General features: G+C 67.0%; 16 protein-coding genes and 5 pseudogenes. 15 read left to right on the plus strand and 6 right to left on the minus strand.

Translation table 11 applies throughout. The annotated features are described in order from the left end of the window. Positions 1-109 precede the first annotated feature (109 nt). The 3 genes from BMG07_RS25235 to BMG07_RS25245 are packed head-to-tail and all read left to right on the plus strand — an operon-like array spanning position 110 to position 3,477. On the plus strand, positions 110-709 hold the full coding sequence (locus BMG07_RS25235; RefSeq protein ID WP_198086839.1) for a hypothetical protein: 600 nt from the start codon (positions 110-112) through the stop codon (positions 707-709). Between the two features lie 36 nt (positions 710-745). Then, positions 746-2,437 (plus strand): FxLYD domain-containing protein, encoded by a 1,692-nt coding sequence (locus tag BMG07_RS25240; RefSeq protein ID WP_198086840.1) that lies wholly within the window; start codon positions 746-748, stop codon positions 2,435-2,437. Between the two features lie 44 nt (positions 2,438-2,481). Then, complete coding sequence (locus tag BMG07_RS25245) at positions 2,482-3,477, plus strand: LLM class flavin-dependent oxidoreductase (protein WP_198086841.1); 996 nt, start codon at positions 2,482-2,484, stop codon at positions 3,475-3,477. A gap of 165 nt (positions 3,478-3,642) precedes the next feature. Here the strand turns inward: BMG07_RS25245 and BMG07_RS25250 are convergent, their stop codons facing one another. After that, positions 3,643-5,217 (minus strand): long-chain fatty acid--CoA ligase, encoded by a 1,575-nt coding sequence (locus BMG07_RS25250; RefSeq protein WP_269759372.1) that lies wholly within the window; start codon positions 5,215-5,217, stop codon positions 3,643-3,645. 144 nt (positions 5,218-5,361) lie between these two features. Here BMG07_RS25250 and mnmA point away from each other — a divergent pair, with 144 nt between their 5' ends. Beyond that, positions 5,362-6,465: a tRNA 2-thiouridine(34) synthase MnmA gene (gene mnmA, locus BMG07_RS25255; protein WP_198086842.1), complete on the plus strand. Its 1,104-nt coding sequence runs from the start codon at positions 5,362-5,364 to the stop codon at positions 6,463-6,465. A 1-nt stretch (position 6,466) separates the two neighbouring features. Here mnmA and BMG07_RS25260 read toward each other — a convergent pair whose 3' ends face one another. From BMG07_RS25260 to BMG07_RS25270, 3 genes are all read right to left on the minus strand, one after another. After that, positions 6,467-6,958 carry an NUDIX hydrolase gene (locus tag BMG07_RS25260; RefSeq protein WP_198086843.1) on the minus strand — a complete coding sequence of 164 codons (492 nt, stop codon included), beginning with the start codon at positions 6,956-6,958 and terminating at the stop codon, positions 6,467-6,469. 15 nt (positions 6,959-6,973) lie between these two features. Beyond that, positions 6,974-7,408: a DUF4019 domain-containing protein gene (locus BMG07_RS25265; RefSeq protein WP_198086844.1), complete on the minus strand. Its 435-nt coding sequence runs from the start codon at positions 7,406-7,408 to the stop codon at positions 6,974-6,976. 83 nt (positions 7,409-7,491) lie between these two features. Beyond that, entirely contained in the window at positions 7,492-8,208 is a 717-nt protein-coding gene (locus BMG07_RS25270) for a response regulator transcription factor (RefSeq protein ID WP_198086845.1), read from the minus strand. Positions 8,209-8,652: 444 nt separating this feature from the next. On the opposite strand from BMG07_RS25270, the pseudogene BMG07_RS25275 reads away from it, so the two are divergent. The 11 genes and pseudogenes from BMG07_RS25275 to BMG07_RS25325 all read left to right on the plus strand — a co-directional run bounded on the left by BMG07_RS25275 (position 8,653) and on the right by BMG07_RS25325 (position 20,436). Beyond that, positions 8,653-9,793, plus strand: a pseudogene (locus BMG07_RS25275) (Re/Si-specific NAD(P)(+) transhydrogenase subunit alpha). A 17-nt stretch (positions 9,794-9,810) separates the two neighbouring features. After that, entirely contained in the window at positions 9,811-10,173 is a 363-nt protein-coding gene (gene panD / locus BMG07_RS25280) for an aspartate 1-decarboxylase (protein WP_198086846.1), read from the plus strand. Between the two features lie 44 nt (positions 10,174-10,217). After that, a complete protein-coding gene (locus BMG07_RS25285; RefSeq protein ID WP_198086847.1) occupies positions 10,218-10,556 on the plus strand; it encodes an NAD(P) transhydrogenase subunit alpha in 339 nt (112 codons plus the stop codon). After that, the gene (locus BMG07_RS25290; protein ID WP_374221316.1) at positions 10,553-12,022 is read left to right on the plus strand and encodes an NAD(P)(+) transhydrogenase (Re/Si-specific) subunit beta; all 1,470 of its coding nucleotides are present in this window, start codon (positions 10,553-10,555) and stop codon (positions 12,020-12,022) included. The genes BMG07_RS25285 and BMG07_RS25290 overlap by 4 nt, the downstream gene beginning before the upstream one ends. Positions 12,023-12,151: 129 nt before the next feature. Continuing rightward, a pseudogene (locus BMG07_RS25295) lies at positions 12,152-13,830 on the plus strand (long-chain-fatty-acid--CoA ligase). Between the two features lie 50 nt (positions 13,831-13,880). Next, complete coding sequence (locus BMG07_RS25300; protein WP_198086848.1) at positions 13,881-14,885, plus strand: ABC transporter permease subunit; 1,005 nt, start codon at positions 13,881-13,883, stop codon at positions 14,883-14,885. Between the two features lie 8 nt (positions 14,886-14,893). Beyond that, positions 14,894-15,805: an ABC transporter permease subunit gene (locus tag BMG07_RS25305; RefSeq protein ID WP_198086849.1), complete on the plus strand. Its 912-nt coding sequence runs from the start codon at positions 14,894-14,896 to the stop codon at positions 15,803-15,805. A gap of 18 nt (positions 15,806-15,823) precedes the next feature. After that, positions 15,824-16,849, plus strand: coding sequence for an ABC transporter ATP-binding protein (locus tag BMG07_RS25310; RefSeq protein ID WP_198086850.1), 1,026 nt, complete (start codon positions 15,824-15,826; stop codon positions 16,847-16,849). Then, positions 16,846-17,894: pseudogene (locus BMG07_RS25315) on the plus strand (dipeptide ABC transporter ATP-binding protein). Before BMG07_RS25310 ends, BMG07_RS25315 begins: the two are co-directional and overlap by 4 nt. Positions 17,895-17,941: 47 nt before the next feature. Next, a pseudogene (locus BMG07_RS25320) lies at positions 17,942-19,572 on the plus strand (ABC transporter substrate-binding protein). A 126-nt stretch (positions 19,573-19,698) separates the two neighbouring features. Beyond that, positions 19,699-20,436, plus strand: coding sequence for a 5'-methylthioadenosine/adenosylhomocysteine nucleosidase (locus BMG07_RS25325; RefSeq protein ID WP_198086851.1), 738 nt, complete (start codon positions 19,699-19,701; stop codon positions 20,434-20,436). Here the strand turns inward: BMG07_RS25325 and BMG07_RS25330 are convergent. After that, positions 20,429-21,183, minus strand: a pseudogene (locus BMG07_RS25330) (YoaK family protein). The gene BMG07_RS25325 and the pseudogene BMG07_RS25330 overlap by 8 nt on opposite strands. A gap of 67 nt (positions 21,184-21,250) precedes the next feature. After that, positions 21,251-22,237 carry a magnesium/cobalt transporter CorA gene (corA, locus tag BMG07_RS25335; RefSeq protein ID WP_198086852.1) on the minus strand — a complete coding sequence of 329 codons (987 nt, stop codon included), beginning with the start codon at positions 22,235-22,237 and terminating at the stop codon, positions 21,251-21,253. Positions 22,238-22,423: the final 186 nt, after the last annotated feature.

Raw genomic sequence — 22,423 nt, forward strand, 5'->3', positions numbered from 1 at the left:
CCGCCTGCGGCCTCGCCGGCCTGCCGGGCGTGACCGAAGTCGTGCCGGGCGACGTGGCCGCCCTGCGCGCCGCGCTGCAAGCCGCCTGCGCCCCCTGAACGGAGAACACATGGCATCGATCGAACAGGCCCGCGCGGCCCTGGCTCCCCATGGCGCGCTGGCGCCGCAGTCCGCCGCCGAACACTGGCGCGGCGACATCGCGCTGCCGCCGGCCATCGAGACCTTCTACGCGCAGGTCGGTCCGCTCGGCCCGTGGGTCAACGACCGGGTGGGCCATGCGGGCCTCTCGATCCCGACCGCCGGCAACGAGTTCAGCATTCCGCCGCTGGCGCGCCTGTGGCAGTTGCAGGCCGGCTACCGCTGGCACGGCATCACCGGCGAGCGCCTGGCCGGCTGGCCCGACCACTGGCTGGTGGTGGCCGACCAAGGCGCGGACCCGTTCATCTTCGACCTGCGCACCGGCGCGATACAGTTCGCCTTCCACGGCGCGGGCGCGTGGCAGGACGACGAGCCGATCTTTGCCGACATCCTCGAGATGGCCGCGTGCCTGGGCACCATCGGCCAGGTCTGGGAAGAGGCGGGCGACGACGCGCTGCTCGAGGACTGCGCCGTCAATCCGCTGCATCGCGCGCGGCTGGTCGAGCGGCTCGCGCCGCTGCTCGGCGGCACCCGGGAGGCGGGCCACATCGCGGACGCTTTCGACTGGTAGCGCGACGCCACAAGAAGAACACGGAACAGGCACTTCATGACCATCGATCTCCAGACGCTCAAGTGCGGCGAATGCGGCAGCAGCGTGCTCAAGCGCACGGGCCTGAACGAGTACACCTGCGACCACTGCGGCTCGGTCACGCTGGTCGAGGACAAGGTGTCGGACCGGCTCGAGCGCGTGCTCGAACAGGTGAAGAACGAAGCCGGCCGCCGGCTGGCCGCCGAAGAAGCGCTCAGGCAGAAGCTGATGCTGCGCAAGATCGGCATCGGCGTGATCGTGGTGCTCGGCGTGGTGCTGGTGGGGCGGCTCGTCGGGGTGTTCTTCGATGCGCGCAAGGCCCCCGAGGCGCGCGATGCCCGCGCAACGCGCGCCGTGGCCGCCGCCGTGGTCGACCGCACCATTCCAACCGACGGCGTGAAGCTCAACGAGCCGCGCCAGGTGCTGGTGGGCAGCGGCACTTCGGCCATGCCCAAGTTGTTGGTGGTGGCGCGCAACGAAACCGGCAAGCCGCTGTCGCGCGCCGGCATTCGCGCCACCTACTACGACGGCGATTCGCGCATCGACGAGCGCAGCGAGATGGTGCCGATCTCCGTGCTGCAGCCCGGCGAAAGCGCGCCCGCCCTGATCGACATGCCGAGCGGCAAGAACATCACGCGGCAGGAAGCGCGCGTGCAGAAGCTGGCCGAGCCCTACGACGCGGTCGAGGGGCCGCGCCTGCAGTTCTCGCGCGTGCGGCTGGTGCAGCAGGGCGAGCGCGTGCGGCTGGTGGGCCGCGTGGGCAACGCGCGCACCGACGACACCGTGATCGGCGGCATCGAGGTGCTGGCCACGCTGTACGACGACGCCGGCCAGGTGATCGGCATCGGCCACGGCTACGGGCAGGCCAACGAGGTCCGCCCCGGCGCGCAGACCTCGGTCGACGTGAGCATCGCGCGCTTCGGCCGCGCGGCCGCCATCGCGGCATGGGACTACCGCATCGGCTACAGCAAGGTCGAGGCCTCGGGCGCGCGCACGCCGGTGCTGAGCGCCGACCGCGTGATCCGCGTGGCCGGCGGCCCGGAGAGCTTCAACCCCGAGCTGCGGCTGGGCACCGACGACCTGCTGGCCGGCGACAGCGAGCGCTTCGACGCCAAGCAGCTGGAGCTGCTGCCGCTGATCGACGGGCGCAACAACATCCAGCAGCGGCTGTTCCTCACGGAGCTGGTGAACCGCAGCACCGACGCGATCGTGCTGGCGCCGGGCGGCGTGATCTCGCGCTTCAGCGGCAGCAAGGCGCGCGGCACGACCAATATCTCGGGGCTGGCGTACCTGTACCCGGGCGAGCGCTTTCCGATCTTTCTGGAGCCCGAAGACATGGAGCGCCTGACCGAGACCCGCATCGAATGGAAGCCGATGCGCCGCGCCGCCATGCCGGGCCCGCGCAAGCCGCTGGAGGTGAAGGTGACGGGCACCCGGGCCGAGACCGGCAGCGTGCTGCTCAACTTCAGCCAGCGCTTCACCTACAAGAGCGTGGAAGTGACGGGCAGCGTGAAGAACCCGGGCACCGGCATCGTCGGCAAGGCGCGGCTGTGGGTGAGCCTGCGCGACCGCAACGGGCAGCTCACGGGCTTCAAGCTGGTGGAGAACCTGCCGGCCATCGCGCCGGGCGAGAGCGTGCCGTTCCAGGTGAACGTGGAGCAGAACGGCCGCGACTTCGCGAGCGTGACCACGCTATACCAAACCGAATAGCCCCTCGCGTGACGGCGTTGGGCGGTTCGCGCCATGATCGCGCCATGATTCCGTTATCGATCCTCGACCTCTCCCCGATCACCGAGGGAAGCGACGCCGCGCAGTCGTTCCGCAACTCGCTCTCGCTCGCGCAGCACGGCGAGAAGCTCGGCTACACGCGCTACTGGCTGGCCGAGCACCACGGCATGCCGGGCATCGCGAGCGCGGCCACGGCGGTGCTGCTGTCGTATGTGGGCGCGGGCACCTCGACCATCCGCATCGGCGCCGGCGGCGTGATGCTGCCGAACCATTCGCCGCTGGTGATTGCCGAGCAGTTCGGCACGCTCGAGTCGCTGTACCCGGGCCGCGTCGACCTGGGCCTGGGCCGCGCGCCAGGCTCCGACCAGCGCACCGCGCGCGCACTGCGCCGCAACCTCGAATCGGATTCGGACCAGTTCCCGCAGGACGTGGTCGAGCTGATGGACTTCATGTCGAAGAACCCGCAGCAGGCGGTGCGCGCCGTGCCCGGCGCGGGGCTCGAAGTGCCGGTGTGGATCCTGGGCTCCAGCACCTTCGGCGCGCAGCTCGCGGCGCACCTGGGGCTGCCCTATGCCTTTGCCTCGCACTTCGCGCCGCAGCAGATCATGCAGGCCATCCAGATCTACCGCGAGACCTTCAAGCCCTCGGCGCAGTTGCGCAAGCCGTACGTGATGCTGGGCTTCAACGTGTTCGCGGCCGACACCGACGAAGAGGCCGAGTTTCGCGCCACCTCGTGGCAGCAGGCCTTCGTGAACCTGCGCAGCGGCCGTCCGGGGCGCCTGCCGCCGCCGGTGGAAAACTACCGCCAGAAGGTCGGCCCGGCGGAGAACGCGCTGCTCGACTCGGTGCTGTCGTGCTCCGCCGTCGGCTCGGTCGAGACGGTGAAGAAGGGCGTGGAAGCGTTCGTCGCGCGCACCGGCGCCGACGAACTCATGATCACCTCGCAGGTGTTCGACCACGCCGCGCGGCTGCGCTCCTACGAGCTGCTGGCCGGGGCGTTCGGCCAGGCCGCGAAGCAGTAAGCAAGGCCCGTCAGGCGGCCCGCTTGCGGGCTTCCTCGTCCACGAGGTCTTTCTTCGAGAGCTTGCCCACGGCGGTCTTGGGCAGCTCGGCGCGGATCTCCAGCGCGCCGATCATCTCGTGCTTGCCCAGGCGGTCCTTCAGGAAAGTCTTGAGCGCATCGAGCGTCAGGTCGCTCGCGCTTCCTTCAGCTTCACGAAGGCCTTGGGCGACTGGCCGCGGTAGTCGTCGGGGATGCCGATCACGCAGACCTCGGCCACGGCGGGGTGCTCGTACACCGCTTCCTCCAGCACGCGCGGGTAGACGTTGTAGCCGCCGCACAGCAGCATGTCCTTGGTGCGGTCGACGATGTAGAAGTAGCCGTCGGCGTCCATCTTCGCGACGTCGCCGCTGCGGAAGTAGCCGTCGGCCGTCATCGACTCGGCGGTGGCCTGGGGGTTGTTCCAGTAGCCCTTCATCACGTTCGGCCCCTGGACGCACAGCTCGCCCGCTTCGCCGAACGCGGTGACGTCTTTGGTCGGGTCGTCCAGGCTCATGAGCTTGATGCGCACCCGCGGCAGCGGCATGCCGCACGAGCCCGCCTTGCGCACGCCGCGCGCGGGCGTGAAGGTGCCCACCGGCGAGGTCTCGGTCATGCCCCAGCCTTCGTTCAGGTGGCAGCCGGTGAGTTCGAAGAAGCGCTGCTCCACTTCCACCGGCAGCGGCGCACCGCCCGAGCCGCAGAACTTGAGCGAACGCAGGTCCATCTCCTTCGCCTTGGGGTGCGAAAGGATGGCGGTGTACATCGTCGGCACGCCGGGGAACACGCTGATCTTGCTGGCCGCGAGTTCGTTCATCACCGCGTCGACGTCGAAGCGCGTGTGCAGTACCAGCGCCGCGCCCAGGCGCACGCCCAGCAGCATCGCGGCGCTGAGCGCGAAGATGTGAAAGAGCGGCAGCACCACCAGGAAGCGTTCGGCGCCTTCGGCCAGGATCGGCGGATCGCCCTTGGTCGACTCGTAGTACTGCGCCGACGCCGAGGTGAGGTTGGCGTGCGTGAGCATCGCGCCCTTGGGCAGGCCGGTGGTGCCGCCGGTGTACTGCAGCACCACGATCTCTTCGGCCAGGTCGCCGAGCGGATGCGTCTGGTGCGTGCCTTCGCTCTTGAGCAGGTCGGTGAAGCGCACGTGGCGCGCGTCGACGGGCACGGGCGCGATCTGGCCGGCCGCCTGCAACTGCGCCTGCACCTTGTCGCCCATCGCGCCGTAGTCGCCGAGGCTGCCGACCACCAGCGTCTTCAGGCGCGAGTTGTCGAGCAGCCGCGCCATCAGCGGATAGAGGTTGACGAGGTCGAGCGTGACGAGGATGTCGGTGCGGCTGTCCTCGATCTTGTGGGCCAGCACGCGCTCGGCATCGAGCGGCGAATAGTTCACCACCGTGCCGCCGGCCTTGAGCACGGCGAAGAAGGCAATGGGGTAGTGGGGCGTGTTGGGCAGATAGAGGCCCACGTGCACGCCGGGCTTCACGCCCAGGTCCTGCAGGCCCTTGGCGGCGCGGTCGACCGCCGCGCCGAGCTGGCGGTAGGTCAGGGACTGGCCCATGAACTCGACGGCCGAGTGGTCGGGCCAGCGCGCGACGGCCTCGTCGAGCATCTGCTGCACCGGCTTGACGGGCAAGTCGGCGTCCCAGCGCATGCCGGGCGGGTAGTTGCGCGTCCAGGGGGTGGCGTCGCCGGACGATGCGGCGGGGGAAGGGATGGCCATGCGTCTTGTCTCCGCTGTGTTGGAGTCACTGTAGCGCCGGGCTTTCGCATCGTGGAGTGGGCGCTGACAAGCCGGCGACAGGGGTTTTCCCGATTTCCCACACGCCGCCAGCCCCTACCGCGAGGCTGGGACAATGGCGGGCTTATGGCAAAGCAACGGATCGTGGTGGGACTGAGCGGCGGAGTGGACTCCGCGGTCACGGCGCACCTGCTCAAGAAGCAGGGGCACGAGGTGGTCGGCATCTTCATGAAGAACTGGGAAGACGACGACGACAGCGAATACTGCTCGTCGAACATCGACTTCATCGACGCGGCCAGCGTGGCCGATGTGCTGGGCATCGAGATCGAGCACGTCAACTTCGCGGCCGACTACAAGGACCGCGTGTTCGCCGAGTTCCTGCGCGAATACAAGGCCGGCCGCACGCCCAACCCCGACGTGCTGTGCAACGCCGAGATCAAGTTCAAGGCCTTTCTGGACCACGCCATGCGGCTGGGCGCCGAGAAGATCGCCACCGGGCACTACGCCCGCGTGCGGTTGAACGAGGCCACGGGCAAGCACGAGCTGCTCAAGGGGCTCGACAACTCGAAGGACCAGAGCTACTTCCTGCACCGGCTGAACCAGGCGCAGCTGTCGAAGACGCTGTTCCCGGTCGGCGAACTGCACAAGACCGAGGTGCGCCGCATCGCGGAAGAAATCGGGCTGCCGAACGCGAAGAAGAAGGACTCGACGGGCATCTGCTTCATCGGCGAGCGGCCGTTTCGCGACTTTCTCAACCGCTACATCTCCAAGGAACCGGGCCCGATCAAGGACGACCGGGGCCGCAAGCTGGGCGAGCACCAGGGGCTGAGCTTCTACACGCTGGGACAGCGGCAGGGGCTGGGCATCGGCGGCGTGAAGGAAAAGGGCGCGCAGCGCGGCTCGGGCGACCATTCGCCGTGGTTCGTGGCGCGCAAGGACGTCGAGAAGAACACGCTGTGGGTGGTGCAGGGGCACGACCACCCGTGGCTGCTGTCGTCGGCGCTGAAGGCGGACGATGCGAGCTGGGTGTCGGGCGAGGCGCCCGTCGCCGGGCGCTACGGCTCGAAGGCGCGCTACCGGCAGGCGGATGCGGCTTGCGAGATGGGAGCGGGTGAGGCCGGCGAGGCGTTCAGCCTGCGCTTCGGTGATCCGCAGTGGGCGGTGACGCCGGGCCAGTCGGCCGTGCTGTACGACGGCGAACGCTGCCTGGGCGGCGGCGTCATCGTCTGATTCAGGGCGCCGAGCGCACCGACGCGTCGACCTGCACGAGTTCGAGCGGGTAGCGCTTGCCGGCCAGGTAGTCTTCGACGCACTGCAGCAGCAGCGGGCTGCGATGCCGCGCCACGCTGGCGCGGATTTCGTCGGGCGTCATCCACAGGGTGCGCACGATGCCGTCGTCGAGCGCACGGCCTTCCTCGAAAGCGCCCAGCGTGCCCGTGAAGGCGAAGCGCATGTAGGTAACGTCTTCGCCGCGCTCGGCCACCGGCCGTGAGCGCGCCATGTAGACGCCGATGAGCGCCGTCGGGGTGAAATGGTGAGCGGTTTCCTCGAGCGTTTCGCGCGCGCAGCCCTCGGCCGGGGATTCGCCGGGGTCCAGGTGCCCGGCCGGCGTGTTGAGCCGCAAGCCGTCGCCGGCTTGCTCTTCGACCAGCAGGAAGCGGCCGTTGCGTTCGATCACCGCGGCCACGGTGACATTGGGTTTCCAGCGTGCGGAAGCAGCCATTGTTGTCTTGCCTGTTTATCGCAGCACGTAGCCGCTGAAGCGCCACATGCGGTCGCGGTCGAGGTGAAAGCTCACGAGTTCGCGCAGCGTGTTCTCGGGCCTGTTCGCGAAGCGGGTTTCGTATTCGATGCTCACGTACTGGCCGGCGGTGTCGCCGTCGGGGTCGGTCACGACCTGGCGGTTGACCGCGACCCAGGTGCGCATGCGCGGCGCACCGAGCGGCGCGCGGCTGCTCGCGACCTGGCCGGTGAAGTCGGCGCGCGGCACGCGCTTGCGGGTGGCGGGCGTGGCGCCGTCCCAGAGTTCGCCGGCCTTGCCCTGGTCGATCATCTGGATCGCCTGCATGCCGCCCCGCACCATGTCGCTGGCCTCGACTTCCTGTGCGGCCGCCGGACCGATCCAGCTCCAGAGCAACGCGGCGGCGAGCAGCAGCCTGATCGTGGGATTCATTCGTCTCGTTTCGATGCGTTCAAAGACCGTTGGAGACTGTAGCGGGCCAGAGATTCCCCGAAGCTCCGGGCGAACGCGCGGGCTCAGCGCATGCCGCCGACCTTGGGCAGCACGTTTTCGTCGATCGTTTCCAGCCGGTAGCCCAGCCCGTAGATGGCCAGCAGCAGGAAGCCGTTGGAAGGCCGCAGTTCGAGCTTGGTGCGCAGGCGCGAGATATGGGTGTCGAGCGAGCGCGACAGCGCCTCGATGCCCAGCCCCCACACGGCTTCGTGCAGGTGCTCGCGCGACAGCAGCCGCCCGAGGTTCTGGAACAGGAAAAGCGCCAGTTCGTATTCGCGGTTCTTCAGCTCGACCTGGGCGCCCCGGACCTTCAGGATGCGCGACGGCGGATAGAAGTGATAAGGGCCGAACACCAGCTCCGCCTCGTGGCGCGCGGGGTACGAGCGGCGCAGCAGCGCATTGACGCGGGCTTCGAGCTCGCCCGCGCGGATGGGCTTGGCCATGAAGTCGTCGGCGCCGGCGTTGAGCCCCTCGACCATGTCGGCTTCGTCGCGCCGGTCGGTCACGAAAAGAATGGGAAGACGGCTCTTGAGTTCGCGGCGGATGCTCTTCACCACGTCGGGCCCCGTCATGTCGGGCAGGCTCCAGTCGAGGATCAGCAGGTCGAAGGTTTGCCGGCGCAGCGCCTGCAGCAACGTCTTTCCTTCGGTAAAGGTGTGGCACTCATGCCCGAGTGTCACCATCGTTTGATTGATGAGCCGGAGCTGGTCCGGGCCATCGTCGAGCACAGCTATACGCATTCCATCCCCTTCTTCCTCCCTTCGCCAACCTCAGTGAGCGGGCGATTGACTGGAAGTGTATCTATCTGCGACTAACGTAAAGAATCGGAGGTGCAACTAATGCACGCATTTCTTATTTTTATAAAGAAATGTCGAGACAATTAACTACAGTTGAATACAAATGCGGATATTTGGGAAGGCGAGTGTTTTGTTGACGTGTCAACATTTCAGGGGGCGCCCATGGGCCGAAAAGTGACGTCGGCGGGCGTCCTCACAGCGCTCGGCGCCGATGCGAGGGGCGTTGTCGAGCACCCCGATTCGCTATGAATTGAATAGCTGATCCATGAGCATTCATGGGCTTTCGCGAGGCTAAGCGCCAGAGCATTTGCGCGACAGCGGGTGTCTGTAATCTTGCTGTAAGCTCTGCCCGCATTCCGTGTGCCCCCTTGCTCTGAGGAGATCTCTATGCTGATAGGCGTGCCTGCCGAGACACTGGCTGGCGAAACCCGAGTGGCCGTAACACCTGAGACGGTGAAGAAACTGTCCGCCTCAGGGCACACGGTGCGTGTGCAGTCGGGGGCTGGCATCGCGGCCAGCGTGACCGATGCGGCCTACCAGGCCGCGGGCGCGGAAATCACCGACCAGGCCGGCGCCTTCGGTGCGACCTGGTGCTCAAGGTGCGCACGCCCACCGATGCGGAGACCGCGCTGCTGAAGTCCGGCGCCGTCGTCATCGGCATGCTGAACCCCTTCGACGCCGCGGCCTGCAGCGCCTGGCCTCGGCCGGCGTCACGGGCTTCGCGCTCGAAGCCGCGCCGCGCACCACCCGCGCCCAGAGCATGGACGTGCTCAGCTCGCAGGCCAACATCGCCGGCTACAAGGCCGTGATGATCGCGGCCGACAAATACCAGCGCTTCTTCCCGATGCTCATGACCGCCGCCGGCACCGTGAAGGCCGCGCGCGTGGTGATCCTCGGCGTGGGCGTGGCGGGCCTGCAGGCCATTGCCACGGCCAAGCGCCTAGGCGCCGTCATCGAGGCTTCCGACGTTCGCCCGAGCGTGAAGGAGCAGATCGAATCGCTGGGCGGCAAGTTCATCGAGGTGTCCTACGACACCGACGAAGAAAAAGAAGCCGCTGTCGGCGTCGGCGGTTACGCCAAGCCCATGCCCGCGAGCTGGCTGGCGCGCCAGCAGGTCGAGGTGGCCAAGCGCGTGGCGCTGGCCGACATCGTCATCAGCACCGCGCTCATCCCGGGGCGCGCCGCGCCCACGCTCATCACCGAGGACATGGTCAAGGCCATGAAGCCGGGCTCGGTCATCGTCGACATCGCCGCGGGCAAGGGGCCTGTCAACGCCGATGGTGGCGTGGGCGGCAACTGCCCGCTGTCGGAGGCCGACAAGACCGTGGTCAAGCACGGCGTGACCATCGTGGGCGAGACCAACCTCGCGGCGCTGGTGGCGGCCGATGCCTCGGCGCTGTACGCGCGCAACGTGCTCGACTTCCTCAAGCTGATCGTCACCAAGGAGGGCGCGCTGAAGATCGACCTGGAGGACGACATCGTCGCCGCCTGCCGCGTCACGGCCGACGGCCAGGTCACGCGCAAGTAAGAGCAGGCTGCCGCTTCATGAATCGCACCATGCTTCGCGCGAAGCTGCATCGCGCCACCGTGACCGAAGCCGACCTGCACTACGAAGGCTCGTGCGGCATCGACGAAGACCTGCTCGACGCGGCCGACATGCGCGAGTACGAAAAGATCGAGCTGTACAACGTCAACAACGGCGAGCGCTTCTCGACCTACATCATCAAGGCGGCGCGCGGATCGGGCGCTATCTCGCTCAACGGCGCGGCGGCGCGCAAGGCGCATGTGGGCGACCTGCTCATCATCTGCACCTACGCCCCCATGACCGAGGCCGAAGCCGCGGACTACAAGCCCAAGGTGGTGCTGCTTGGCGAGGCCAACCGCATCAACGAAGTCAAGAAGCTCTGACAGAGCCCAGACCCCAGCGAACAAACACGCGAGGAGAAGAAAACATGGATCCCGTATCCCATACCGTCATCAACCTGATCATCTTCGTGCTGGCCATCTACGTGGGCTACCACGTGGTGTGGACCGTCACGCCCGCGCTGCACACGCCGCTGATGGCGGTGACCAACGCCATCTCGGCCATCGTGATCGTGGGCGCCATGCTGGCGGCCGCGCTCACCACCACGCCGCTGGGCAAGACCATGGGCGTGCTGGCCGTGGCGCTGGCGGCGGTGAATGTGTTCGGCGGCTTCCTGGTCACGCGCCGGATGCTGGAGATGTTCAAGAAGAAAGACAAGAAGGTCGCCCCGGGCGCGTCCAAGGCTGAAGAGGGGGTCGCCAAGTGAGCATGAACCTCGTCACGCTGCTGTACCTGGTTGCCAGCGTCTGCTTCATCCAGGCCCTGAAGGGCCTGTCCCATCCCACCACCTCGATCCGCGGCAACATCTTCGGCATGACCGGCATGGCGATCGCCGTGCTGACCACCATCGCGCTGATCCACGGGCAGGCGCGTTCGCTGAACGTCGACTTCGGCGCGGGCATCGGCTACGTGCTGGCGGCCGTGGTCGTCGGCGGCGGCCTGGGCGCCTTCATGGCCAACAAGGTCGAGATGACCAAGATGCCCGAGCTGGTGGCGTTCATGCACAGCATGATCGGCCTGGCGGCGGTGTTCATCGGCGTGGCTGCCGTGGCCGAGCCCTGGGCCTTCGGCATCACCGCCGCGCCGGCGGCCGCGCTCATCGGCGCGGTAACGCCCGACGGCGCCGTGGTGCTCGACGGCTTCGTGCGCTACGCCATTCCCTACGGCAACCGGCTCGAACTGTTCCTGGGCGCGGCCATCGGCGCGATCACCTTCAGCGGCTCGGTCATCGCCTTCGGCAAGCTCTCGGGCAAGTACAAGTTCCGCCTGTTCCAGGGCGCGCCGGTGCAGTTCAAGGGCCAGCACATGCTGAACCTGGTGCTGGGCCTGCTGACCATCGCGCTGGGCCTGCTGTTCGTGGCCACCGAGAGCTGGACGGCGTTCTTCGCGATGCTGGCGCTGGCCTTCGTGATGGGCGTGCTCATCATCATCCCGATCGGCGGGGCCGACATGCCGGTGGTGGTGTCGATGCTCAACAGCTACTCGGGCTGGGCGGCGGCGGGCATCGGCTTCAGCCTGAACAACGCGATGCTGATCGTGGCCGGTTCGCTGGTGGGCTCGTCGGGCGCGATCCTGAGCTACATCATGTGCAAGGCCATGAACCGCTCGTTCTTCAACGTGATCCTGGGCGGCTTCGGCGGCGAGGCGGCCACGGCCACCGGCGGCGCCAAGGAGCAGCGCCCCGTGAAGACCGGCAGTGCCGACGACGCGGCCTTCGTGCTCGGCAATGCCGAGACCGTGGTCATCGTGCCGGGCTACGGCCTGGCGGTGGCGCGCGCGCAGCACGCGGTCAAGGAGCTCGCGCAGAAGCTCACCGACAAGGGCATCACCGTGAAGTACGCCATCCACCCGGTGGCGGGGCGCATGCCCGGCCACATGAACGTGCTGCTGGCCGAGGCCGAGGTGCCCTACGACCAGGTGTTCGAGATGGAAGACATCAACGGCGAGTTCGGCCAGGCCGACGTGGCGATCATCCTGGGCGCCAACGACGTGGTGAACCCGGCCGCGCACACCAAGGGCAGCCCGATCTACGGCATGCCCATTCTGGAAGCCTACAAGGCCAAGACCGTGATCGTGAACAAGCGCTCCATGGCCGCGGGCTACGCGGGCCTGGACAACGAGTTGTTCTACATGGACAAGACCATGATGGTCTTTGGCGATGCCAAAAAGTAGTGGAAGATATGGGCAAGGCCATCGAATAGGCCGAAGGTCCGTGCCCGCTCGGCGGGCGAGTTCCTCGCGGCGCCACTTCGTGCGCCGTTTTCGTTTTCAACATTCCGACTCCCGGAGGAGACAAAACCAATGACCGATCGTCCCTGGCTCAGCAGCTACCCGCAGAGCGTGCCCGCCGATATCGATGCCTCGCAGTACCCGTCGCTGGTCGCGCTCATGGAAGAGAGCTTCAAGAAGTACGCCGACCGCACGGCCTACAGCTTCATGGGCAAGGACATCAGCTACGGCGAGACCGACCGGCAGAGCAAGTCCTTCGCGGCCTACCTGCAGGGCCTGGGCCTGGTCAAGGGCGACCGCGTCGCGGCCATGATGCCCAACTGCCCGCAGTACCCGATCGCGGTCGCGGCCATTCTTCGCGCCGGCCTGATCCTGGTCAACGTGAACCCGCTGTACACGCCGCGCGAACTCGAGCACCAGCTCAAGGACTCGGGCGCAAGGCGATCATCATCATGGAGAACTTCGGCACCACGCTGCAGCAGTGCATCGCGGCCACGCCGATCAAGCACATCGTGCTGGCCTCCATGGGCGATCGCCTGGGCTTCCTGAAGGGCGCGCTGGTCAACTACGTGGTGCGCAACGTCAAGAAGCTGGTGCCGCACTTCAGCCTGCCCGGCGCGGTGCGCTTCAACGACGCGCTCGACAAGGGCGCCAGCGGCGCGGTCAAGCCCGTGGCCATCGGCCCTGACGACGTGGCCGTGCTGCAGTACACCGGCGGCACCACCGGCGTGTCCAAGGGCGCGGTGCTGCTGCATCGCAACGTGATCGCCAACGTGCTGCAGTCCGAGGCCTGGAACCTGCCGGCCATGGGCAAGGTGCCGGCCAACGAGCAGCCCACCAGCGTGTGCGCGCTGCCGCTTTATCACATCTTCGCGTTCACGGTCGGCATGATGCTGAACATGCGCACGGGCGGCAAGCTGATCCTGATCCCGAATCCGCGCGACATTCCGGGCGTGCTGAAGGAACTGTCGAAGCACACCATCCACAGCTTCCCGGCCGTCAATACGCTGTTCAACGGGCTGGCGAACCACCCCGACTTCAACACCGTCAACTGGAAGAACCTCAAGATCTCGGTGGGCGGCGGCATGGCCGTGCAGGCCGCGGTCGCGAAGCTCTGGCTCGAGAAAACCGGCTGCCCGATCTGCGAAGGCTACGGCCTGTCGGAGACCTCGCCGTCGACCACCTGCAATCCGACCGACAGCAAGGCCTACACCGGCACCATCGGCCTGCCGTTGCCGAGCACCTGGCTCAAGCTGCTCGACGACGAAGGCAACGAGGTGCCCACCGGCGAGCGCGGCGAAATCGCCATCAAGGGCCCGCAGGTGATGGCCGGCTACTGGCAACGCCCCGACGAGACCGCCAAGGTCATGACGCCCGACGGCTACTTCAAGAGCGGCGACATCGGCGTGGTCGACGAGCGCGGCTACTTCAAAGTGGTCGACCGCAAGAAGGACATGATCCTGGTGTCGGGTTTCAACGTGTACCCGAACGAAGTCGAAGACGTGGTCGCGATGATTCCGGGCGTGCTCGAATGCGCGGCCGTCGGCGTGCCCGACGAGAAGACCGGCGAGGCCGTGAAGCTCGTGATCGTGAAGAAAGATCCGTCGCTCACCGAAGCGCAGGTGCGCGAATATTGCAGAGCAAACCTTACGGGTTACAAGCAACCGCGAATCGTAGAGTTTCGTACGGACATGCCGAAGACACCGGTCGGCAAGATCCTGCGCCGAGAGTTAAGAGACGTTAAAAAATAAGGGTTCGGCCCGGGTAGGCCACGGCATCGATCTTGCATATTCGCGGGTCGATGTTCAGATTCATTTTCACTCGCATAAGCCTGCTCCTGCCGACCTTCATCGGCATGACGCTGCTGGCTTTTTTCCTCATCCGGCTCGTGCCGGGTGACCCCATCGAAACCATGGCCGGCGAGCGCGGGATCGACCCCGCGCGCCATGCCGAACTGCGCACCGCCTACGGCTTCGACAAGCCGGTGATCGTGCAGTACGGCATCTACATCGGCCGCGTGCTGCACGGCGATCTGGGCAAGTCGCTCATCACGCAGGACACGGTGATGAGCGAGTTCCTCGCGCTCTTTCCCGCCACCGTCGAGCTCGCGGTCTGCGCGATTCTTTTCGCGCTGCTGCTCGGCCTGCCGGCCGGCATCCTCGCGGCGGTGCGGCGCAACTCCATCTTCGACCACGGTGTGATGGCGACGTCGCTCACCGGCTACTCGATGCCCATTTTCTGGTGGGGGTTGCTGCTCATTCTTTTCTTCTCGGTGCAGCTCGGGTGGACACCCGTGTCGGGGCGCATCGCGGTGCAGTACTACATCGAGCCCGAGACCGGCTTCCTCTTGATCGACGCGCTGCGTGCCGGTGACACGGGCGCCTTCTGGTCGGCGCTGCACCACCTGATTCTTCCGGCCGTGGTGCTCGGCACCGTGCCGCTCGCGGTGATCGCGCGCATGACGCGCTCGGCCATGCTCGAAGTGCTCGGCGAGGACTACATCCGCACCGCGCGCGCCAAGGGCCTTTCGCGCTTTCGCATCGTCGGGCTGCATGCGCTGCGCAATGCGCTGATCCCGGTGGTGACCGTCATCGGGCTGCAGGTGGGCGTGCTGTTCACCGGCGCCATCCTTACCGAGACGATCTTCTCCTGGCCCGGTGTCGGCAAGTGGCTCATCGAGGCCATCGGCCGGCGCGACTACCCGGTGCTGCAGGGCGGCATGCTGCTGCTCGGCGCCATCGTGATGCTGGTCAACCTGCTCGTGGATGTTGCCTACGGCGTCATCAATCCCCGCATCCGACGCTGACTGAACGCATGGCGACGACCACACCCACCCTTTCAAACAGCGGCGCGAAGAGCCCCGCACCCCCCGGCCCCTGGCGCGAGTTCTGGACGGCCTTCTCGGCCAATCGCGGCGCCGTCATCGGGCTCGCGACCATCGTGGTGCTGCTGCTGGTCGCGCTGTTCGCGCCGTGGATCGCGCCGCACGCGCCGAACGAGACCAACAGCGCGGTCTTCCTGCAGCCGCCCGCGTGGCAGCAGGGCGGCTCCATGAGCTACCTGCTGGGCACCGATGCGATCGGGCGCGACATTCTTTCGCGGCTCATGTACGGCGCGCGGCTGTCGCTGTCGATCGGTGTCGCGGTGGTGGCGCTGTCGGTGGTCGTGGGCGTGGTGCTCGGGCTCATCGCGGGCTTCTTTCGCGGCGTGCTCGAGATCGCGATCATGCGGCTCATGGACATCGTGCTCACGCTGCCGAGCCTGCTGCTGGCCATCGTGATCGTGGCCATTCTCGGGCCGGGGCTGGTCAACGCGATGCTCGCGGTGGCCATCGTGGTGCTGCCGCACTACGTGCGCATCACGCGCGCCGCCGTCATTGCCGAGGTCTCGCGCGACTACGTCACGGCCGCGCGCGTGAGCGGCGCCGGCACGCTGCGCCTGATGTTCCGCGAAGTGCTGCCCAACTGCGCCGCGCCGCTGATCGTGCAGGCCTCGCTCGGCATCTCGACCGCCATCCTCGACGCGGCGGCACTCGGCTTTCTCGGCCTCGGCGCGCAGCCGCCGTCGCCCGAATGGGGAACGATGCTGGCCGACGCGCGCGAGTTCGTGCTGCGCGCCTGGTGGGTCGTCACCTTTCCGGGGCTGGCGATCCTCATGGCCGTGCTGGCCTTCAATCTTCTGGGCGACGGGCTGCGAGACGCACTCGACCCCAAGCTCAAACGCTGAAGCAAGGGAGCGAAAGAAATGCCTTTGCTTGAAATCAAAGACCTGCACGTCGAGTTCCCCACGCAGGGCGGCGTGCTGCATGCGGTCGATGGCGTGAGCCTCACGCTCGAAGAAGGCGAGGTGCTCGGCATCGTCGGCGAATCGGGCTCGGGCAAGAGCGTCACGATGATGGCGCTGATGGGCCTCGTCGGCTTTCCGGGCCGCGTGCGCGCGGAGCACATGCGCTTCGCGGGCAAGGAGCTGCTGGGCATCTCCGACAAGGCGCGCCGCGCGCTGGTCGGCAAGGAGGTCGCGATGATCTTCCAGGAGCCGACCACCAGCCTGAACCCCTGCTTCACCATCGGCTTCCAGCTGATGGAGACACTGCGGCTGCACCTGAAGCTCGACAGGCGCGAGGCGAAGAAGCGCGCGACCGAACTGCTCGAGCAGGTGGGCATTCCCGCCGCGTCGTCGCGCCTGGGCAGCTATCCGCACCAGCTCTCGGGCGGCATGAACCAGCGCGTGATGATCGCGATGGCCATTGCCTGCAACCCGCGCCTGCTGATTGCCGACGAGCCGACCACCGCGCTCGACGTCACCATCCAGGCGCAGATCCTCGACCTGCTGCGGGACCTGCAGAAGGAGCGCGGCATGGCGCTGGTGCTCATCACGCACAACATGGGCGTGGTCAGCGAGATGGCGCAGCGCATTGCCGTGATGTACGCGGGGCAGGTGATGGAGCACCAGCGCGTCGACCGGCTCTTCGCGTCGCCGCAGCATCCGTACACCGAGGCGCTGCTCGCGGCGCTGCCCGAGCGTGCCGCGCCCGAGGGCCGGCTCGCCACTATCAGCGGCGTGGTGCCCGGCGTGCACGACCGGCCGGAGGGCTGCCTGTTCGCGCCGCGCTGCGGCTACGTCACCGAGCGCGCCTGCCGTGTGCGGCCCGCGCTGCGCGAGTCGCAGGGCGCGGAGGTGCGCTGCCACTTTCCGCTCGGCGAGCCGGGGCGCAAGGCGGCCATCGAAAGCGATCCGCCGAGGTATCGCGTGGCCGAGGTGCAGGCATGAGCGAGGCATCGTCCGAATCGTCCGAAGTGGTCGTGGAGGCGCGCAACCTCCAGCGCACCTACGACATCCGCCGTGGGTTGTTCCGCGCGCCGTCGCACTTGCGCGCGGTGGGCGACATCTCGTTTCGCATCGAACGCGGGCGCACGCTGGCCGTGGTCGGCGAATCGGGCTGCGGCAAGTCGACGCTGGCACGCATGGTCGCGTTGATCGAGAAGCCCACGCAGGGACAGCTCACGCTGGTCGGCGCCGACGCGGTGAACCCGCCGCCCGAGCGCAAGCGCGAGCTGCGGCAGGCCGTGCAGCTGGTGTTCCAGAACCCCTACGGCTCGCTGAACCCGCGCAAGAAGATTTCGACGGTGCTCGAAGACCCGCTGGCCATCAACACCACCATGGGCAAGGCGGAGCGCGCCACCAAGCGCGCGACATGCTCGCGCGCGTGGGCCTGCGGCCCGAGTACGCCAACCGCTATCCGCACATGTTCTCGGGCGGCCAGCGCCAGCGCATCGCCATCGCGCGCGCGCTGATGCTGAACCCGCGCCTGCTGGTGGCCGACGAGCCGGTGTCGGCGCTCGACGTATCGATCCAGGCGCAGGTGCTGAACCTGCTGGCCGACCTGCAGGCCGAGCTGGGGCTGGCGTACCTCTTCATTTCGCACGACCTGGGCGTGGTGCGCCACATCGCGCATGACGTGCTCGTGATGTACCTCGGCCACGCGGTGGAGCAAGGCCCCAAGTCGCGCATCTTCGCGCGGCCGCTGCACCCGTACACGCAGGCACTGCTGGCGTCGACGCCGGGGCTCAGCAGCCAGCGCATCGTGCTCAAGGGCGAGCTGCCGTCGCCGCTGAACCCGCCTTCGGGCTGCGTGTTCAGCACGCGCTGCCCGCATGTGGCGCCGCGTTGCCGCGAAGAGCGGCCGCTGCCGCGCATGCTCGACGAGCGCCTGGTGGCTTGCCACTTCTCGGAGCAGTTTCTCGACGGCGCGCCGCTGGTGCGCGCCGATGTTCCTTCGGCCGCTATCGCCACCGCGATGGCGCCGAACCCCTAGTGTTCGCCCGTCTCCCCGTTTTTTCAACCGTGTCTCAAGGAGTCCACATGAAGACCCAGCCCACCGTTTCGCGCCGCTCACGAAGCCTGGCGCTCCTGGCACCGACAGCGCTTGCGGCCCTTACCCTGGCCTGCGGCGCCGTGTCCGCCAAGACGCTGGTGTATTGCTCGGAAGGCAGCCCCGAGAATTTCTATCCGGGGATGAACACCACCGGCACCTCGTTCGACGTGACCACGCAGGTCTACAACACCATCGTCGAGTTCGAGCGCGGCGGCACCAAGGTCGTGCCCGGGCTGGCCGAGAAGTGGGACATCTCCGCCGACGGCACGGTCTACACCTTCCACCTGCGCAAGGGCGTGAAGTGGCACACCACGAGCAAGAGCTTCAAGCCCACGCGCGACTTCACGCCGACGACTTCATCTTCATGATCGATCGGCAGTGGAAGGAGACCGACCCCTTCTTCAAGGTGACGAGCCAGAACCACTCGTACTTCAACGACATGGGCATGCCCAAGCTGCTCAAGTCGGTGGACCGCGTCGATGACTACACGGTGAAGATCACGCTCAACCAGGCCGAGGCGCCATTCCTGGCGAACCTGGCGATGCAGTACGCGGGCATCCAGTCGAAGGAATACGCCATTGCCATGCTGAAGGCCGGCACGCCCGAGAAGGTCGACCAGGACCCGATCGGCACCGGGCCGTTCTACCTCGTGCAGTACCAGAAGGACGCGATCATCCGCTTCAAGGCCTTCCCGCAGTACTGGGGCGGCAAGGCCAAGATCGACGACCTGGTGTTCGCGATCACGCCCGACGCGTCGGTGCGCTGGGCCAAGCTGCAAAAGGGCGAGTGCCACGTCATGCCGTACCCGAACCCGGCCGACCTCGATGCCATCCGCAAGGACCCGAACGTGCAACTGCTGGAGCAGCCCGGCCTGAACGTGGGCTACCTCTCGTACAACACCACGAAGAAGCCCTTCGACGACGTGCGCGTGCGCAAGGCCATCAACATGGCGATCAACAAGAAGGCCATCATCGACGGCGTGTACCTGTCGACCGGCGTGGCCGCGAAGAACCCGATTCCGCCGACCATGTGGTCCTACAACGACGCCGTCAAGGACGACCCGTACGACCCCGAAGCCGCGAAGAAGCTGCTGGCGCAGGCCGGCTTCCCCGACGGCTTCTCGACCGACCTGTGGGCCATGCCGGTGCAGCGCCCGTACAACCCGAACGCCAAGCGCATCGCCGAGCTGATGCAGGCCGACCTGGCCAAGATCAACGTGAAGGCCGAGATCAAGAGCTTCGAGTGGGGCGAGTACCGCAAGCGCCTGCAGGCCGGCGAACACCAGATGGGCATGTTGGGCTGGACCGGCGACAACGGCGACCCGGACAACTTCATGTACACGCTGCTGGGCTGCGCGTCGGCCAAGTCGGCCAGCGGCAGCAACATCTCGAAGTTCTGCTACCAGCCGTATGAAGACCTGGTGGTGAAGGCCAAGAGCACGGTCAAGCAGGCCGACCGCGACGCGCTGTACAAGAAGGCGCAGGTCATCTTCAAGGAGCAGGCGCCGTGGTTCACCATCGCGCATGCGGTGCAGCTGAAGCCGGTGCGCAAGGAGGTCGTAGACTTCAAGTTGAGCCCGTTCGGCCGCCACACCTTCTACGGCGTGGACATGAAATAAACCCCCAAGGCTGGGGACAACACACGCGGTCCGGCAAAGCCGGTTCCGCGGTGTTTCTGGAATAGAGAGAGTCCTGTTTTGAGTTCTGTCGTGTTGCCCTCCGGGCCTATCGCCATCGTTGCGGCCATGCGCGAGGAACTGAGTGCGCTGCTCGCGCAAATGCCCGACGAGCAGCGCGTGCGCGTCGCGGGGCGCGACTTCTGGGTGGGGCACCTGCACGGCCAGCCGGTGGTGGCGGTGCTGTCGCGCATCGGCAAGGTGGCGGCGGCAATCACGGCCACGGTGCTGCTCGAGCGCTTCGGCGCGCGGGCCATCGTGTTCACCGGTGTCGCAGGCGGCCTGGCGCCGGGCGTGAACGTGGGCGACGTGGTGGTGGCGACCGAGCTGCTGCAGCACGACATGGACGCGTCGCCGCTTTTCCCGAAGCACGAGATTCCGTTGATGGGACTGTCGCGCTTTGCCGCGGACCCGGACATCGGCAACGCGCTGTCGGCCGTCGTCGCCGATGTGCTGCGCGACCCGGTGGCGTTGATCGGGCAGGAGGGCGTCGACGAGTTCGGCCTTCAAGCGCCGAAGCTGCATCGCGGCTTGCTGATCAGCGGCGACCGCTTCGTTTCGACCACCGCCGAAAGCATCGCGCTTCAACACGAGTTGCCCGATGCGCTCGCGGTCGAGATGGAAGGCGCATCGGTGGCGCAGGTGTGCCACGACTACGGCGTGCCCTTCGCCGCGATGCGCACGATTTCCGATCGCGCCGACGACGCGGCGCATGGCGACTTCGCGTGCTTCGTCGCCGTGGTCGCGAGCCGCTACAGCCTCGCGCTGATCGGCGCGTGGCTGGCCGGGCTGCCGGCCGTCAACTGATGGAAGACGCGCGGCGGCGCGGAATGTCGCGCAGCAGCGGCGGTATCGACAGCGCGAGCAGCAGCGCCGCCAGCGGCACCACGCAGACGAAGCCCACGTACTTGAAGCCGAGTGCCCCCGCCGCACCGCCGAGCACGAACATGCCGATCAGGCGCCCGCGCGGCGCATGCGGGCGCGGTCGTGGCGCACCGCCGGCGTGGCGGGCTTGGCGCGGCCGTTCCAGTAGAGCATCTTGCCGATCTCGATGCCCATGTCGGTGATGTTGCCGGTCATGTGGGTGGTGCGGATGCTGCCGCCCGAGGTCTTCGAGGCCACCGCGTTCTGCAGGCCCATGATGAAGGACAGCAGCAGCACCGTGAGCGGCACCGCGAACGGCGTGGGCCATGTCAGCGTGATGGCGCCCATGAGTCCGAACGGAAACATCAACGCGGCCTCGAGCACCAGCGGCAGGGCATAGACGCCGTGCATGCGGTGCTGCCGCCCCCAGTTCACGAGCATGGCGCAGACCGCGGCGCCGGTCAGGAACGCCAGGATCGCGCCCAGCGCATTCAGCAGCAGCGTGACGTTGCCCAGCACCATGCCGTCCGCGAGTTGCGACGCGAAGCCGGTCATGTGCGAGGTGTACATGTGCAGCACGAGGAACCCGCCCGCGTTGACCGCGCCGGCATTGAAGGCCAGCAGCAGCCCCAGCGCGGTGTTGGTCGACGGCGCGCGGTGGCGGTTGGTGAGGAAGCGAAGTCTGCGCACTGTGGCTCTCCGGTCAGCGCCTGGCTGACGGCCACTCTAGCACCGGGGCCCAGGCCCGGGTATCGAACTACTTGAGCCAGCCGCGCCGGCGGAAGTACCACATCGGCACCAGCGCGCTGGCCGCCATCAGCACGATGGCATAGGGGTAGCCCATGGCCCAGTCGAGCTCGGGCATGAACTTGAAGTTCATGCCGTAGATGCTCGCGATCAGCGTGGGCGGCAGCAGCGCGACGCTGGCCACCGAGAAGATCTTGATGGTCTTGTTCTGGTTGATGTTGATGAAACCGACGGTCGCATCCATCAGGAAGTTGATCTTGTCGAACAGGAAGGCCGTGTGGTTGTCCAGCGACTCGATGTCGCGCAAGATTTGCCGCGCCTCTTCGAACTGCTCTGCGTTGAGCATCTTGCTGCGCATCATGAAGCTCACGGCGCGGCGCGTGTCCATCACGTTGCGGCGGATGCGGCCGTTCAAGTCTTCCTGCCGCGCGATGGCGCCCAGCACCTCGCCGGCCAGCTCGTCGCTGACGTTGCCCGACAGCACCTTCTTGCCGGCCACTTCGAGCTCGTCGTAGATGTTCTCCAGCGTGTCGGCCGAGTACTCGGCGTCGGCGTCGAACAGCTTGAGCATGACTTCCTTGGCGTCCTCGATCAGCCCCGGCGCACGGCGCGCGCGCATGCGCAGCAGGCGGAACACGGGCACGTCCTCGTCGTGGATCGAGAACAGCACGCCCTTGCTGCGCAGGTCGGTGTTGTGCTGGTTGAGGATGAAGGCCACGCGCACGGTGCGCGGGTCTTCGTCGTCGTCGATCAAAAAGTCGGAGCGGATGTGCAGTTCGCCGTTGTCTTCCTCGTAGAAGCGCGCGGATTCCTCGATGTCCTCGTCCATCGCGTCTTCGGGAATCGAGAGGCCGTAGTACTGCTTGATCCAGCGCTTTTCTTCGAGCGTGGGCGATTCGAGGTCGACCCAGATCGGCTGGAACTTGGAGAGCTCTTCGAGCGCCTCGATCTCTTCCTGGACGAGGCGGCCGTTGGCGAGCGTAAAGATGTTGAGCATTGGCTCACTCCCGGGGATGACTGGACGATGGGCGAGGGAGGGGCGCTTTCAATTCCCGAGCCCGGCGCGAGCGGTCAGTTCAAGCCGTCTGAAAGGGAGTTGAAAGCTGCCGAGACGGGGCGGTTTCCATTGGGAAGAATCTCCGGTTGCAGCGAGGCGCGATTATGTCACCGGCCACATGACGGC

Source organism: Variovorax sp. E3 (genome assembly GCF_016082275.1).
Classification (GTDB): domain Bacteria; phylum Pseudomonadota; class Gammaproteobacteria; order Burkholderiales; family Burkholderiaceae_C; genus Variovorax.

Excerpts from the sequence above, each read along its gene's own strand:
- BMG07_RS25285 (WP_198086847.1), top strand. The coding sequence starts at position 10,218 with ATGGATCCCGTATCCCATACCGTCATCAACCTGATCATCTTCGTGCTG.
- BMG07_RS25240 (WP_198086840.1), top strand. The coding sequence starts at position 746 with ATGACCATCGATCTCCAGACGCTCAAGTGCGGCGAATGCGGCAGCAGC.
- BMG07_RS25260 (WP_198086843.1), bottom strand. The coding sequence starts at position 6,958 with ATGGCTGCTTCCGCACGCTGGAAACCCAATGTCACCGTGGCCGCGGTG.
- BMG07_RS25270 (WP_198086845.1), bottom strand. The coding sequence starts at position 8,208 with ATGCGTATAGCTGTGCTCGACGATGGCCCGGACCAGCTCCGGCTCATC.
- BMG07_RS25250 (WP_269759372.1), bottom strand. The coding sequence starts at position 5,217 with ATGGCCATCCCTTCCCCCGCCGCATCGTCCGGCGACGCCACCCCCTGG.
- BMG07_RS25310 (WP_198086850.1), top strand. The coding sequence starts at position 15,824 with ATGCCTTTGCTTGAAATCAAAGACCTGCACGTCGAGTTCCCCACGCAG.
- panD (WP_198086846.1), top strand. The coding sequence starts at position 9,811 with ATGAATCGCACCATGCTTCGCGCGAAGCTGCATCGCGCCACCGTGACC.
- BMG07_RS25300 (WP_198086848.1), top strand. The coding sequence starts at position 13,881 with ATGTTCAGATTCATTTTCACTCGCATAAGCCTGCTCCTGCCGACCTTC.
- BMG07_RS25245 (WP_198086841.1), top strand. The coding sequence starts at position 2,482 with ATGATTCCGTTATCGATCCTCGACCTCTCCCCGATCACCGAGGGAAGC.
- mnmA (WP_198086842.1), top strand. The coding sequence starts at position 5,362 with ATGGCAAAGCAACGGATCGTGGTGGGACTGAGCGGCGGAGTGGACTCC.
- BMG07_RS25265 (WP_198086844.1), bottom strand. The coding sequence starts at position 7,408 with ATGAATCCCACGATCAGGCTGCTGCTCGCCGCCGCGTTGCTCTGGAGC.
- BMG07_RS25235 (WP_198086839.1), top strand. The coding sequence starts at position 110 with ATGGCATCGATCGAACAGGCCCGCGCGGCCCTGGCTCCCCATGGCGCG.
- BMG07_RS25325 (WP_198086851.1), top strand. The coding sequence starts at position 19,699 with ATGCGCGAGGAACTGAGTGCGCTGCTCGCGCAAATGCCCGACGAGCAG.
- BMG07_RS25305 (WP_198086849.1), top strand. The coding sequence starts at position 14,894 with ATGGCGACGACCACACCCACCCTTTCAAACAGCGGCGCGAAGAGCCCC.
- corA (WP_198086852.1), bottom strand. The coding sequence starts at position 22,237 with ATGCTCAACATCTTTACGCTCGCCAACGGCCGCCTCGTCCAGGAAGAG.